Below are 14321 nucleotides of genomic sequence, written 5' to 3' on the forward strand. Positions count from 1 at the left end.
ACAGACCTACGATGATGACGTAGAAGCTGTTGAAAACCTCCAGAATCTGAGAGTTCCAGCTGCCCAGAGTGCTGTTCGCGTTCGCCGGAAAAATCAGCGCCCAAAGCACTAGCGCAACCATCACGCCTTTACTAATCAGCGCAATCGGAACGCTGTTATTCTCATAAAAACCGCTATCCGCGGTCTTAATGTCCAAATCCGTAAACGGTTCTTTAATCGACATCAATTTCCTCCGTGTTGTCGATTTGATAGGGTGGAAGGCCGTTCTTTTTGCTGGCTCTTCTCTTATGTTATTGCGGTGATCGCACCGGTCGTTCAGGCGCGTGGCTTTAAATCCTGACCCACTCAGGTTCTGTCGCGCCTTGAATTTTTCCTTGTGATTTCGATGTTAAACGGACACTGAAAAGGCGTCTTTGGTTATGTGGGTTGGTTGGGAAGGCTAGACACTCTTTGCGTGTGTGGTGCTCCGGATTCCGACCTTTTCGGTCGCAATGACGACGGATTCTGCGAGCCTTATTGCCAAAAAGGGGCGTTTTGACTGATCGAATTCGTCGAAAACGACATAGTGGCACGTCACACTCAGCGTATGCGAGTGCTAGTTTGGCGGCATTACCCAACGGGACGCTGTTCAGGGCGCCGCCTGCGCTTATAGTCTTTGCCAATACACTCTGGTCGTCTTGAAGAGGAGTGAGGGCGTGGATCACAATGTCGATATGCTGATCATCGGGGCCGGGTTTTCCGGGCTGACCATGGCGCTTGAGGCGCGCAAACGTGGCCTCCGCAACATCGCTATTCTGGAAAAGGCTGGTGATATCGGTGGGACATGGCGCGAGAATACCTATCCCGGTGTTGCCTGTGATATCCCCTCGCACCTCTATTCGATGGCCACACACCTAAACCCGAACTGGAGCCGCGCCTATGCGGAAGGAGCCGAGATTCAGGCGTATCTACAGGATGTTGCGCGCAAGGAAGGCCTTTACGACCTCTGTCATTTTCAGCAGGAGTTGAAGTCGGCCAAATGGGATGGCGCGCGCTGGCAAGTCGAGACGGAGTCGGGGCAGAGCTGGTCGGCGCGGTTTCTGGTCTCGGCCATCGGTGCGTTGCATCATCCCAGTATTCCGGGCATCCAAGGGGCCGACAGTTTTCCGGGCCCGACGTTTCATTCTGCGCAATGGGATCACAACGTCTCGGTCGCGGGTAGACGCGTGGCAGTGGTCGGAACGGGTGCCTCGGCGGTGCAATTCGTACCAGAGATCACCAAGACGGCCCGCCATGTAACGATTTTCCAACGCAGCGCGCCTTATGTTCTGCCGCGTCCTGACGGCCCGATCGCGCCATGGGTTCGCAGGCTGTACGCGCGGATTCCGTTGTTGTCGCGACTGCGGCGCAAGCTGATCTTCGCGGTTTTTGAATACCGCCATCGAGTGTTCCGCGGCGATCCGAAGATGGTTCAATACGCCATGAAACTTTGGCGTAAAGAACTGGAGAGCGCAATTTCGGACCCTGCCGAAATCGAGAAGCTGACGCCAGATTACCGCATCGGCTGCAAGCGGATCCTCAGTTCGAACGATTGGTATCCGGCGCTTGCGCGCGACAATGTCGACGTCATATCGCAATCAGTCCGTTCGATTGAAGGAGACAGGATCATCGCAACCGATGGTGGCGAAACGCAGGCCGACGTTCTGATCTGGGGCACCGGATTTCACGTCACCGATATGGTCGAACGCCTCGATATCACCGGGACAGATGACCAGACTTTGCGGAATGCATGGGCGGAGGGTATGCAAGCCAATCTGGGCACTGCCATCGCAGGGTTTCCGAATTTCTTCATCCTGCTCGGGCCGCATACGGGCCTTGGCCACAACTCGGTCGTGCTGATGATTGAGGCTCAGGTCGGCCATATCGGTCGCGTTCTGGACGGGATGCAAAGCCAAGGGCTGGAGGTGGTTGTTCCCGACCCCGCACGGCAAGCCGCATTCACAAAAGAAATGCAGGACCGTCACACCGATAGTGTTTGGCAGGTCGGAGGGTGCTCGTCTTGGTATCAAGACGCCGAAGGGCGCAACACAACTCTGTGGCCCGGAACAGTTGCAGAATTTCAAAAACGCATGGCACAATCCGGGTTAGAGCAATACGCCCCGGTTCCAGCCGCAGGCAGCGAGGTTTGATATGACGACGCTTCTTATTCTATTGGCCGTCTTCGCGGTGTTTCTGCTGGCGATGAACCTGTGGACCCGCAGCCTGATGCGGGAGGGGCTGAAAACCGTTCCGCAGATGGGGCAAATCCTGCCGGTGCGCGGTGGGCGCATTCACTACGTCGAAAAAGGCGACCCGAATGCGCAAACCATCGTGATGATCCACGGACTCGCAGGGCAATTGCAGCACTATACCTACGCGCTGGTCGACAAACTGGCCGAGGAGTACCACGTGATCGCGCTTGATCGGCCGGGATGCGGGTATTCCACACGCGACAGCGCAGATCTGGCCCTTTTGCCAGAACAGGCGCGGATGATTGCCGAGTTTCTTGAGGCGAAAGAGGTCTCAGGCGCAGTTCTGGTTGGGCATTCGCTGGGCGGAGCGGTGTCGCTCGCGATGGCGCTCGACTTTCCCGAAAGGGTAGGCGGGCTGGCGCTGCTTGCCCCGTTGACTCAAAAACTGCCGGGAACGCCAGCGGTCTTCAAACCGTTGGAGATTCGCACGCAATGGCTGCGACGCTTGATTGGCAACACGCTGGCCGTTCCCATCGCAGCAAAAACTGCACCGCATACACTGGGCGCGGTGTTCGACCCGGAAACGCCTCCTTCGGATTTTCTGGATCGTGCAGGCGGCGCCCTTGGCCTGCGCCCCTCGGCCTTTGTCACGGCGTCCGAGGATGTGATCGGCGTTGATCTCAGCATCTCCGAGCAAGTCGCCCGCTATGATGCGCTCCGGACACCGGGCGCCATTCTCTATGGTACTGAGGATGCAATCCTGTCGGCGCCTCACCATGGCCCTCCAATGGAGCGCTTCGGGCTGGGATATAAGGTGATTGACGGAGCAGGGCACATGATCCTGATCACCGAGCCTGACCGCTGCGCCGCTTTCATCGCCGGTGTCGCCTCTGGCATTGCGGCGAGCGCTGCTCTGCCGCAGGAGGGGCAGCCGACGAACTGAAAGAATCCGCTAATTGGGGGTGTTTTCCCTCTTGACCCTCCCTGACCGCTCCCTTAAATCGCCTCTCACTCATGGCGGAGTAGCTCAGTTGGTTAGAGCAGCGGAATCATAATCCGCGTGTCGGGGGTTCAAGTCCCTCCTCCGCTACCAAATACCCCTCTCAATGCATTGTTTGTACTCAGGTATTTTGGGAGTTCCCTTAACCTTGCCATATTTTGCGCACACAGCGCTCTAAGTTGAACGTCGGAGCGTTTGCAACTTAATCGATTGTCTTTCTTCATCCAAAGCTGCCCAACTTCGACGAATGTTTGTATCTTTTCGAGTAGGTTGCCTCGAATGCGCTTCTAGTAAAGTGCCACAATACTGATCTTAAGTATTCTCTGCAGATCCCAAGGTGATTGTGGTGTCCGAACCCCGTTCGCTTAGCTGACAGGCATATTGGGGACCTCTGCGGCAATTGTGGGCTTTCCCTATTCGTAAGGCGGTGGAGCAAGTGGCCGCTGCAAACCCCTTTATTGATAGGGGCAGGCCCTTGCTGAACGGGCCGGTAATTCCGCGTACTACTGGGCCTCTTGAACGCAGATTTCGCGCTGCATAAGGTGCTACATGGGGTCTTCGTTAAAGTGCGAATGTAAATTTAGATTCCACTTTTTCGCCCACAAGTCCGCAAATTCCTTCATTAGTTCCGGCCTATCTTCAAGCAAAGCCATGAGTTGACAAGCGGCCCACATCGCCGCGTAGCCGTCGGCGTCTTCGCTTTCTATTTGAAATGCGTTCATTGCAGCGGTGTAAGGGGTTGAGGGCTCGTGCATCTGCCTAAAAGTTCCTTCAAGTCAATAAAAAAGAAAACCCTGACAAGAAACCAACGGCAACCCAAACTGAAGTAGCTGAAAAGGTCAAAGCAAGGTCCAACATCCATTCACCCCCTGAATTTCATTGCGTATCTCAGCCATCAGACTTTTCAGGCAAGGATTCACACAGGAGTATGAAAGAACACGGTTGAACACGCAGAAAACAGGCCGTTAACATTCGGTTCACGAATGTAGATCCGCAACCCAGCCGGGTCTGACCTTGCATCACCCTTGAGGCGATCCAGAACGACCCAGTTGTTTAGTGAGCAGCCTAATCTGACTGGTCCAAGTTGGTTGTTAGTGGATCATCGGCCTAAGATCCATCGGTATGATGGTTTCGGGCGCCGGTGGGCGATAGCCCAATGCACTGTGGGGGCGTTTTGTGTTTTAGTGTCTCCTTCATTGTTTTATCGGGATTTGTTCGTCGCGCAGGCTGTAGGAGATTCCACCGTTTAGTAGCTCGTCCCTGAACCGGCCATTTAAGCTTTCGAAGTGTTCGTTCTCCCACGGGCTCCCTGTTTCAATGTATGCCGTCTGGCCGCCAACGGCGGTAAAGGTGACATTGATCGCCCGAATTCGCTCTCAAAGGGTCTAAGGCCCTGGAGAACTTCGTGCTTTAGTTTGTCCATCCCGAGACAGACGCGTGGCCATTTAGCTATAGAAAACAGGTCGAGAGAACCCCGCCGCGGACGCGGCAGCAAGCGCGACGAAAATTTTTTAGAGAGGGCCCACTTTTTTATCTGAATCCTCTTGAACCCTGCCAGCAACAATCGTAGACAGCCGCTCACCGATGGGGTGTAGCCAAGTGGTAAGGCAGCGGTTTTTGGTACCGTGTATCGTAGGTTCGAATCCTACCACCCCAGCCACCATTCTCCGAAAGATCAACAAAATAAGGGGAATTCCGCCCCTTCAAGCAGACATGTATCTCATGCCTCCGAAGGTGGGATACAATGCGGGATACACGATCGCCACTCCAAGATCGGATTTTGACCCAAGCGACGCGCTCGCGTCGGCCCCTATCTCATACGTCGCGGTCGCACCTATTACTTCATGAAGCGTCTGCCGAAAAAAATCTTAGGCAGCGCATCAAACCGATTTCTGCGCTTTTATCTGCAGACCGACCTACCGCTCGACGCCGTAGTGCGGGCCGGATGCCTGCTCGCTGTTTACGAGCAGAGGGAACCGGAAATCATAAACGCAGTAATTAAAAACGAAATAACACCTGAACAGGCACTTGCCTTGCTGAGAGAGATGCTCCGCGCTGAACTCAATCGTATTTTGGTGGAACAAAATTCCGATTGCACGCTTTCGGATCAGGAAGCATACACCCGCATCGAAGCACTGGAAAACGAAAATAAAGCTCTCAAAGCAGCGATGCGGAAGCGCGACTGGTCCACCATCGAACCGGCGCTGCTTGCGGCAGGGAAACAATTTCCATCCCGGTACCAACGCCGGTTTCGACAGATATTGGACGACGGGCGGTCGCTCAACAGAGACAAATCAATGAAGTCGAAATCGATGTGCTTGATGGCGAAGATAACCGCTCCTTTGCTGGACGTGTCTGCGAAACTCGCGTCGACCAGTGTGCCGGTTGGGCAGATTACGGCTGCGCGGTTTGTGGTGCAATGCGCGTTAATGGCGCCTTTCATCTGGATAATGGGACTTTCGTTGCGCGTGGCGAAAGGTCAGGTGATGGTGCTGGTTTTTCGCTCATTGCTGTTGGTGTTCGCAACATTTTGCTTCATTGCCGCGATCCGGGTGATGCCCCTTGCCGATGCGCTGGCAATCGTGTTCGTTGCCCCTTTCATCGTCTTGTTGGTCGGCAAGTTCTATCTTGGTGAAGACGTCGGCCCGCGTCGCGTCGGCGCGGCGCTTGTGGGGTTTGTCGGGGTGTTGTTCGTCATCCAGCCCAGTTTCGCAGCTTTCGGCGCGGTTGCCATTATTCCGCTTGGCACGGCAGTTGCCTTTGCTTTCTACATTCTTTTGACCCGTGGGTTGTCGCGTCGGGTGCACCCCGTGACCCTGCAATTCCACACTGGCCTGATCGCCAGCCTGTTTTGCATTCCAGCTCTAATTGTTGCGCAAGGTTCCGGCTCTGATTTGTTTGATCCCGTGTGGCCGACAGACGTCGCGTTGTTGTGGCTGTTGGGCGCTGGCTTTTTTGCGACGGTGAGCCACATGATGATGACCTATGCGCTGTCCTTTGCGCCTTCCGCCACGCTGGCACCGCTGCTGTATTTTGAGCTGCCGGTCGCGACCTTGTTCGGCTATCTTGTCTTCAATGACTTCCCGAACACGCTTAGTCTGCTTGGCATTGCCATCATCATCGGTGCGGGGCTGTATATGATACATCGTGAAAGGGTGGCGGCCAGACAGTTGGTCGCCGTGCGTGCCGTGCCTCCAATCTAAGGCTATACGCCCGGCCCTTAGCGGACACCGGAAGTGTTCGACCTATGACAAACCATTTCCGCTCAAGTCGGACATTCACCGCGCATGGAGAACAGGGCAGCTGATTTCGTGCTTGCCATTTCTCCTCAGCCAGAAAAATGGCAGGTCCAGCGTCAGAACCAGTTTGAAACCGAAACTCAGAGACCGGTAGACGGTTCAAAGCTGTGCAGCTCGAAAGTTCTCTTTCCGTCGGCACTGAACTTATGGACCGTGTCCCCGACACGTAGAACTGTCATACAGCGATAGCGCCCCTTGTCGGCTGCCATGGAAACGCAAACCTTATCCGTATCGGTGATGGCAAATGCGCCGGCACCGTTCCATCCACCGTTCGTAAGTTCTCCGCTCACGATATTGTTGGGGTCATAGAAAAAGCGAAATCTCTTCTCTCCAGAGGTGGCTGTGACAGTATTTCCGATCAAGAGCTCTGCGATCTGATCGGCATTGAGGCGCTCGGCACCGTTATCCAACGCCGCCTCAAGATCCGTTTCAGCCAATGCAGTGCTCCCCGCCAGAGCGACCGAAGCCGCGATGCAAAGTTTTTTCAGTTGGGCCATATCCAATCTCCTTATTATTTTGAGTAATGCTACGGAACGCTAACCCCCGGAAACGTTACGCCGGGCGAACGCGCCGGGCTTGATCGGAATCTGATTTTTTCTGACATTCATCTGACAATCCGCAAACTTCGTTGAGCCAGGGACATGGCGGAGTGTAGGTTTCAGTATGTACCGTTTCATAGAGTTCCAACTTGAACCGACACAGGGATTGAACCGCAGTGGCAAACCGGTTGCTTTGGAACCTCAGGCCCTGCAATTGCTGGAATTTCTCGTCAGGAACCGAGACAGGATTGTCAGCAAGCAAGAGATCATTGACGAGATTTGGGGCGGCGCAGCGATCACGGATGCCGCGTTGAACACGCGCATTCGATCCGTGCGCAAGGCCTTGGGCGATACTGCGGCAAGCTCAGACTACATCAAGACCTTTCCAAAGCGCGGGTTCCAATTTGTGGCACCGGTTACATCGGATGAGCCGCCTGAGCGCATTACTCAAGCTCCCAAACGCGGCGTTCTTGTTGCGGGCGTTCTGTTGGCTTTGGCAATCGCTTTGTTGTCGCTCTCTATATTTGCTGAATGGCAGCGATTGCCGGACACCGGGAAACCCTCTTTGGCCGTTGTGCAGTTTGACAATCTCGGGGACGAAAGAACGGGTCAGTATTTCGTCGATGGTCTCACCGAAGACCTGATCGCGCATCTGTCGCGGAACCGGGAACTCTTCGTTGTGTCCAGCGCAACGATGTTCTCGTACGCGAAGGATCAGGCAACCCCGATCGAAGTCGCGCGCGACCTTGGGGTTGGCTTTGTGGTTCGCGGAAGTGTCCGCCGGGCCGATGGTCAAATGCGCATCAGCGGAGAGCTTATTGATGTCGACAGCGCCGAAACCATCTGGGCCGAGGTTTTTGATCGTCAGGTAACGGATGTCTTTGACGTTCAGGACGAGATCAGTCGAGCCATCGCGGGCCAGTTATTGCCTGAGATATATCAGTCCGGCGAAGAACGATCGCAGGAAAAACCGACCGAGGACATGGGTGCATGGGACCTGTATTTACGCGGTCGGGCGCGGCAGGCCGTGTTTTCGCAAGAGGCCCAGCAGGACGCGGTGACGTTTGCACAGTCCGCCATCGCTGCGGATCCGGAATTCGCGGCAGCGCACAGCCTGTTAGCCCGCGCGCTGGGAACGATATTCTTCTTTCAGTGGTCAGATACGCCTCAGCACACGTTGATTGCCGCGACTGAGGCGGCCAAGCGGGCAATTGAACTGGACGACCAGGACGCGCAGGCACATGCGGCGCTTGGTTATATTTACCGATTTACCGGAGAGGCCGATCCAGCCATCGCAAATCTCGAACGCGCTGTCACGCTCAATCCCAATGACGCGCGTATCCGGCTGGAATTGGCGCACACTTATGACTGGTTCCGTATGCAGGACCTTGCCCTGCCCGAGATAGAGATGGCAATCCGGCTAAGTCCACGCGATCCGATGTTGCAAAACATGTACTTCTACCAAGGGCACATCCTGTTTCATCTGGAGCGCTACGAAGAAGCGCTTGACGCAGCCCGGCAGTTGGGCACGGTGGCAACAAGCAATACTTGGCGGCTGTTTCATCACTTGTTGAGCGCGGCCACTCTTGCCGAGATGGGCAGGCAAGACGATGCCCAAGAGGCAGTTAACGATGCGCTCGGGATTAACCCTAAACTGTCAATCTCAGCGATGCGCAGGCAATTCGCAGGATCGAAGAACCATCCAGAAAACCGGCGGATCTGGTTGGCAAGTTTGCAAAAGGCGGGCGTGCCCGAATAAAAATCGGTGCCAGACTTGGCACTATTCTGTGCCGTACCGCGCCCCGTCGGTCAGCCTGCACTATCCTGAAGCGGGGCAAACCGCCCCTCGGGCATGTCCACAGCTCTGTAGGCTTCGACGAAAGGCAGGATGTGTTCATCCGGGCGCGCAAAGCGCCGATACATCCAGACAATGTCAGCAATTTTTATACCCGGACGGATTTTGTTCAGCCTGTCCCGTGCTGCAATGGCGGCGTCGCGCGGACCCAGTTCAGCCAGAATTGCGACTTCGATTGAGACCGACCACCAAATGTCCGGCTGTGCCCCCTTGCGATAAGTGCTCAGCGCTGTTTCATAATCCCCGTTCAGGAAATGATACTCGGCCAGCGCCTGATACCAGTTTGGGTCTGCTGCATTTGGGTCTAGCGCGATTGCATTTTCGACGAGCGCGGCCCCCAAATCCAGACGCCCGGACCAAATGAACTCATAGCCGATCTGCCCTTGCAGATACCGATCTGTCCCCAATGTCAGCGCCGTTTCAGCAGACGAGAAGAACCCGTCGAGATCGCGTTGAATCTGAAGCACAAGCGACAGAAGGAAGTGAGCGCGGGCAGAAAGCGGGTTCAGCGACACCGCATTCCGAGCCGCCTCTTCCGCGCGTTGGATTTTCTCATCCTGTGTCCCTGGATACAGCCCGGTGAAAAGCTTCACATCCGTTAGCAGTGCCTCGGCCAATTGCGCCCACCCGCGCCAATACTCGGGTTCGTCTTCGACAACCCGCAGGATACAGCCGCGGACGCGCTCTTGCACATCCCGTCGGTTCAGGAAACCAACGCGCAGCAGGGAACATTCATAAGACGAGAGATGTTCCGGAGGTTTCGCACGCGCATTACCTGCGTGAATGCGCTTGATTGCTCCGCCCGCGTCACCCACAGCCGAGGCCACTTTTTCGGTTATGTTCAGCTGTACGTCCAGAATATTTGAAGTCGTGAGGCTTTCGTCATACGCGTCCGACCAGACCTGGAACCCCGAGCTTGTGTCTATCAGTCGCGCTGTCACGCGCAGACGATCTGCAACCTGACGGACAGAACCTTCCAGCACATAGTCAGCGCCGAATTTCTGCCGGATACTGCGCGGGTCACTTTCGTCCGGTCCAACGGAATGGGTGGATTGGCGGGACAGTACGTTGAGGTCCTGGTAGCTCCCTAGCTCAACGATGATGTCTTCGCCAATACCAACAGCCAATAAATCGCGGGCGTCCGTATTGCTAAGGTTTTGAAATGGTAGAACCGCAACGGTCGGACCTGTTGGCTCTGACATCAGAGCAGATTCATCAAAGGTCATGGCATCGGGCGGCTCGTTATCAATGCCGATCCACCACGTTATTAGGCCGACAGCCCCAAGACCAACTAGCACCGATGCACCGGTTATCAATGGAAGCTTGTTCGATCGCCGTTTAGATGCGGGCGCTCTGCCGGACATGACGCGGAAAACCCGAACCGGTTCAGCGATGTTTTTCAGGTTTTTCAGGCCGAGATCCTCAAATTCGGCATCTACTTTGCCCATTGCCTGACGTGCGACACTCTCAGACACCGCGACGCCACCCGGGTCAGCCAGACCTTCAATGCGGGAGGCAATATTCACCCCGTCACCATAGAGGTCACCATCAGCGATCATGACATCACCGAGGTTTACACCGATCCGAAGCCGCAACTGCGATCCGTTGGCCAGGGTCGGAGTAGCCTCAGCCATTGCCCGCTGGATCTCGACGCCACAGGTTACGGCATCGACAACCGAAGCAAATGCGACAAGGGCACCATCCCCCATCACCTTGACGAGGCGCCCGTGATGTCTTGCGATTGCGGGATCAAAAATCTCTGAACGCAGAGCTTTGAGAGCGGACAATACCCCTGCCTCGTCGCTGCCCATCAACGACGAATACCCAACGACATCGGCAGCCATGATCGCGGCGAGTCGGCGCTGCATGGAACCCTCCTGCTCGCAGTCTAACGGATGTCACGAAATCTCGACAGTGCGTGCACTTCTGGTAGTCCAACCAATTTGGCTGTCATGGCACAAACTGGATGTCCGCTTCCCCGCGACGAATCCTACTCTTTGCAGGTGCTGCGAAAGTCCGCTTCCCGCCCGGACGTCCGAAAGAAGTAACGGCCTAAGGCCGTCGTTGGCTACCGCCTTTCGCGAACGATCTAAGCAAGTTTCTTCGCAAGAAAGCTCCCTTCGAAATCGGCTGCGAAGTTATCGACTAACTTCGCACTGTCGAGAGAAATACCCAAAATATTTTCACTGGTGAAACACTCAAAATGAGTAATGTTAGTCGGACGATCAAGGCAAGCGGGTGGGAATTCAGTGGTGGCTTTTCTTGCCTTAAATTGTCCAAGATAAACGCAAGACTCCAATTATTAATATAAATAACAAATCACTAAGAAGGTTTAGAAAGTTCGAAACCTGCACTATGTTTGCCGACTTCAAGGTCGGATCAGGCACCCAAACAATTCCTTATTCGCTCCAGGGAAAATACCTATTGACGCTTTGCCAATGCTTATGGTTTCGTATATGAAACCGTTTTTATGGTGAATCGTTTAGATCGGCGAAGGGAGGCGCTGGGATGGCGAAACAAGAATCCGCACTGCGTGCGCAACAAGGAACCGAAAGCCAGATCACAGTGTCCCTCAGCGGGATTGGCATGTCGTTTTCAGGCGTATCCGTTCTAAGGGATGTCGACCTCGTTTTCGACGGCGGCGAAATCCACACTTTGATGGGCGAGAATGGCGCAGGGAAAAGCACGCTGGTCAAAATCATCTCTGGTGTACAAAGACCCACGTTTGGGAAATTCCAGATTGATGGTGAAACCGTAGAATTCGATGCACCGCGCGATGCCGAAAAGCACGGTATCGTCATCATGCATCAGGAACTCAGCCTGATCCCGGAAATGACAGTGGCCGAAAACGTCCTGCTTGGGCATGAGCCCCGGAAATTTGGCACATTCATCGACCGCAAAGCGCTGCGGGAGAAGGCGAAGAAGGCGTTGGCTCGTTTTGGGTTCACTTTGGATATCGACACCCCGGTCAAAGACTTGCGCGTTGGCGAGCAGCAACTTGTCGAGATTGCTCGCGCTTTGCTGATGAACGCGCGGTTGCTGATTATGGACGAGCCCACCTCGGCCCTCTCGCAGGCCGAAGCTGACATTCTGATGGAAGTTGTGCGTGACCTGGCTCTGCAGGGGGTTGCCGTCGTCTACATCTCGCACCGAATGGATGAAGTGTTTGAAATCTCGGACCGGGTTACGGTTTTACGTGATGGTGACCTGATCGGCACGCGGTTGGCCTCCGAGACAACATCAGCCGAACTGATACGCATGATGGTCGGTCGCACGGTCGAGATAAACGCCGTTGAACGCCAGAACCCGGCGACAGATGAAACCGTATTGCAGGTCGCCAACCTGTCGGCCTGGGACGGCAAACGCAAAGTGCTGGACGACGTTTCATTTGATCTCAAGCGCGGAGAGATTCTGGGTATCGGCGGACTTTTGGGTGCGGGTCGGACTGAGTTGCTGGAGACATTGTTCGGCGCAAGAGGAGCCAGCTATCAGGGTGAAGTAACGCTGGAAGGCAATCAACTGCAGCCCATCAAACCTCAGGACGGGGTGCGCAACGGGTTGGCACTGATCACCGAAGATCGCAAGGGCAACGGCCTGATCCTTGATCGCTCAATCTCATCAAACGTGGCGTTGCCGTTGATGCCTTTGCAGTCCCGTTTTGGGCGATTTTCCGAGGCTGAACAACGCAAACAAGCACTTAAGGCCATCGAAACACTCAAGGTTGCGGCAACCGGCCCCGAGCATCCGGTTGGCAAGCTCAGCGGGGGCAATCAGCAAAAGGTGGTTCTGGGCAAATGGCTGGCAACGCAGCCCCATGTCCTTCTGCTGGATGAGCCCACACGTGGTATCGACATCGGCGCCAAGGACGAAATTTATGCCTTGGTCGGACGGCTGGCGGATCAGGGTATCTCGGTTTTGTTCGCAAGTTCTGAGCTTTCTGAGTTCATGGCCGTCTGTGACCGCATGATTGTGCTGTGCGAAGGCCAGATGGCCGGAGAGTTGTCTCGAAAAGAAATGTCCGTGGATTCAATCAAGGCCCTGGCGATGCAGTTCCGCTAACTGCCCCGGCCCACAAAAGAGAAAAGACATGACCGTTATGGAACCCAACAGCCCGACAGTGAAACAAGACCGCCCAGGTGCGGCAATGTTCATGCAGCTCTTGAACAAAACCAAACTGTATTGGGGACTGTTCGCCCTGATCCTGTTTGGTGCGCTGACCTCGCCCCTCTCCTCGAAGGGCAACAACATCTTTCTGTCATTGGGGAACCTGACGGACATCCTGCGTCAGGTTTCGGTCACCGGAATTGTCGCGGTTGGGATGACGATAGTGATTTTCATCGCTGGCATCGATCTGTCCGTGGGCTCTGTCATGGCTTTGGGTACGGTGATCTGCGCCATGCTGCTCACACAGGAAGGTTGGACCGCCGCAAGCTATTTCGGCGTTCCTGCGACCGGGATTGTCCTTTTTGTGACCATCGCGGCCCTGATTTTTTTCGTGCAAAGCAACCTGAACCGTACTTCTGAAACAGCAGCGACAACAAGCGCGCCGTCGCGGATGCTGAGCCGTCTGATCGCGGCTGCAATCGCAATTGGCGTGATGGTCTGGCTTGCCGGACAGGTCATGCCGAAATTCGGTGTTCTGGCCGTGCTGATCGTGGTGCCTTGCATCGGGGCCGTCATGGGCACGGTGAACGGAGCGCTGATCGTCTATGGCCGTCTGCAACCATTTATCGTGACGCTGGCGATGATGGTGGGTGCGCTGGGTCTGGCGCGCGTCATTGCCGGGCAAGATACGGCTGTTTACCCGGTCTACACCGGCAGCAATGCGACGGAAAGTTTCGAAGTGCTGCGTGAGTTGCTGTGGGGCGTCCTGCCCGTACCCGGGCTTTTCTTCCTTGGCGTCCTGTTGGTCTTTTTCCTGATCACACGGTTCACCACTTTTGGCAGCTACCTTATGGCCATCGGCGGCAATGAAGAGGCCGCACGTCTGGCTGGTATCAATGTGGGTCGCAACAAGATCATCACCTACGCGTTGGCCGGGGGCCTGTCGGCACTCGCTGGGGTGCTTTATGTGGCGCAATTCCGGCAGGGTAAACCGGATGCCGGATTGGGACTGGAACTGGATGCGATCGCAGCCGTTGTGATCGGTGGCACCAGCCTCATGGGCGGTCGTGGTGCCATCATGGGGACTTTTGTTGGGGTGCTGATCTTTGGTTTCCTCAGCAACATCCTGCAACTCAACAACATCGACAGCAACACGCAGCTGGTGCTCAAGGGCATCATTATCGTGGTCGCCGTCCTGCTTCAGGAAGGGCGATTTGAAGAGATCTTTGTCATGGCGAAAGAGCGCCTCGGCAGAGGGAGGAGGCTCTAACCTCAGATCTTGGCGGACCAAGGTTAGAGCAATCAGAACGCGGG

8 protein-coding genes, 2 tRNA genes and 2 pseudogenes are annotated in these 14321 nt (G+C 55.3%); 8 read left to right on the top strand and 4 right to left on the bottom strand.

From position 1 onward, the window contains the following. Window positions 1-223, bottom strand: a pseudogene (locus ACR0KL_RS12910) (BCCT family transporter); the annotation flags it as partial. A 472-nt stretch (window positions 224-695) separates the two neighbouring features. Here ACR0KL_RS12910 and ACR0KL_RS12915 point away from each other — a divergent pair. The 3 genes from ACR0KL_RS12915 (at window position 696) to ACR0KL_RS12925 (ending at window position 3303) form a co-directional block, all read left to right on the top strand. Further along, window positions 696-2168, top strand: a complete 1473-nt coding sequence (locus ACR0KL_RS12915) for a flavin-containing monooxygenase (protein ID WP_170681767.1) — start codon at window positions 696-698, stop codon at window positions 2166-2168. Window position 2169: 1 nt separating this feature from the next. Further along, window positions 2170-3153: an alpha/beta fold hydrolase gene (locus ACR0KL_RS12920; RefSeq protein WP_170681765.1), complete on the top strand. Its 984-nt coding sequence runs from the start codon at window positions 2170-2172 to the stop codon at window positions 3151-3153. 73 nt (window positions 3154-3226) lie between these two features. Further along, window positions 3227-3303 (top strand) — tRNA-Met (locus ACR0KL_RS12925). A 998-nt stretch (window positions 3304-4301) separates the two neighbouring features. On the opposite strand, the pseudogene ACR0KL_RS12930 reads toward ACR0KL_RS12925, so the two are convergent. Further along, window positions 4302-4556 (bottom strand): annotated as a pseudogene (locus ACR0KL_RS12930) (integrase core domain-containing protein); the annotation flags it as partial. A 239-nt stretch (window positions 4557-4795) separates the two neighbouring features. Between ACR0KL_RS12930 and ACR0KL_RS12935 the strand changes: the two are divergent. After that, window positions 4796-4870 (top strand) — tRNA-Gln (locus tag ACR0KL_RS12935). Between the two features lie 637 nt (window positions 4871-5507). Continuing rightward, window positions 5508-6413: a DMT family transporter gene (locus ACR0KL_RS12940; RefSeq protein WP_480777163.1), complete on the top strand. Its 906-nt coding sequence runs from the start codon at window positions 5508-5510 to the stop codon at window positions 6411-6413. 176 nt (window positions 6414-6589) lie between these two features. On the opposite strand, the gene ACR0KL_RS12945 is transcribed toward ACR0KL_RS12940, so the two are convergent. Further along, window positions 6590-7006, bottom strand: a complete 417-nt coding sequence (locus ACR0KL_RS12945) for a hypothetical protein (protein WP_170643200.1) — start codon at window positions 7004-7006, stop codon at window positions 6590-6592. 166 nt (window positions 7007-7172) lie between these two features. Here ACR0KL_RS12945 and ACR0KL_RS12950 point away from each other — a divergent pair, with 166 nt between their 5' ends. Next, complete coding sequence (locus ACR0KL_RS12950; RefSeq protein WP_480777118.1) at window positions 7173-8807, top strand: winged helix-turn-helix domain-containing tetratricopeptide repeat protein; 1635 nt, start codon at window positions 7173-7175, stop codon at window positions 8805-8807. Window positions 8808-8857: 50 nt separating this feature from the next. Here ACR0KL_RS12950 and ACR0KL_RS12955 read toward each other — a convergent pair whose 3' ends face one another. Further along, on the bottom strand, window positions 8858-10771 hold the full coding sequence (locus ACR0KL_RS12955) for an adenylate/guanylate cyclase domain-containing protein (RefSeq protein WP_480777119.1): 1914 nt from the start codon (window positions 10769-10771) through the stop codon (window positions 8858-8860). 640 nt (window positions 10772-11411) lie between these two features. Between ACR0KL_RS12955 and ACR0KL_RS12960 the strand changes: the two genes are divergently transcribed. Together ACR0KL_RS12960 and ACR0KL_RS12965 are read left to right on the top strand one after the other, a co-directional pair. After that, complete coding sequence (locus ACR0KL_RS12960; protein WP_170680229.1) at window positions 11412-12962, top strand: sugar ABC transporter ATP-binding protein; 1551 nt, start codon at window positions 11412-11414, stop codon at window positions 12960-12962. 28 nt (window positions 12963-12990) lie between these two features. Then, complete coding sequence (locus ACR0KL_RS12965) at window positions 12991-14277, top strand: ABC transporter permease (RefSeq protein ID WP_480777120.1); 1287 nt, start codon at window positions 12991-12993, stop codon at window positions 14275-14277. Window positions 14278-14321 lie beyond the last annotated feature (44 nt).

This window comes from Ruegeria sp. C8 (assembly GCF_056537565.1).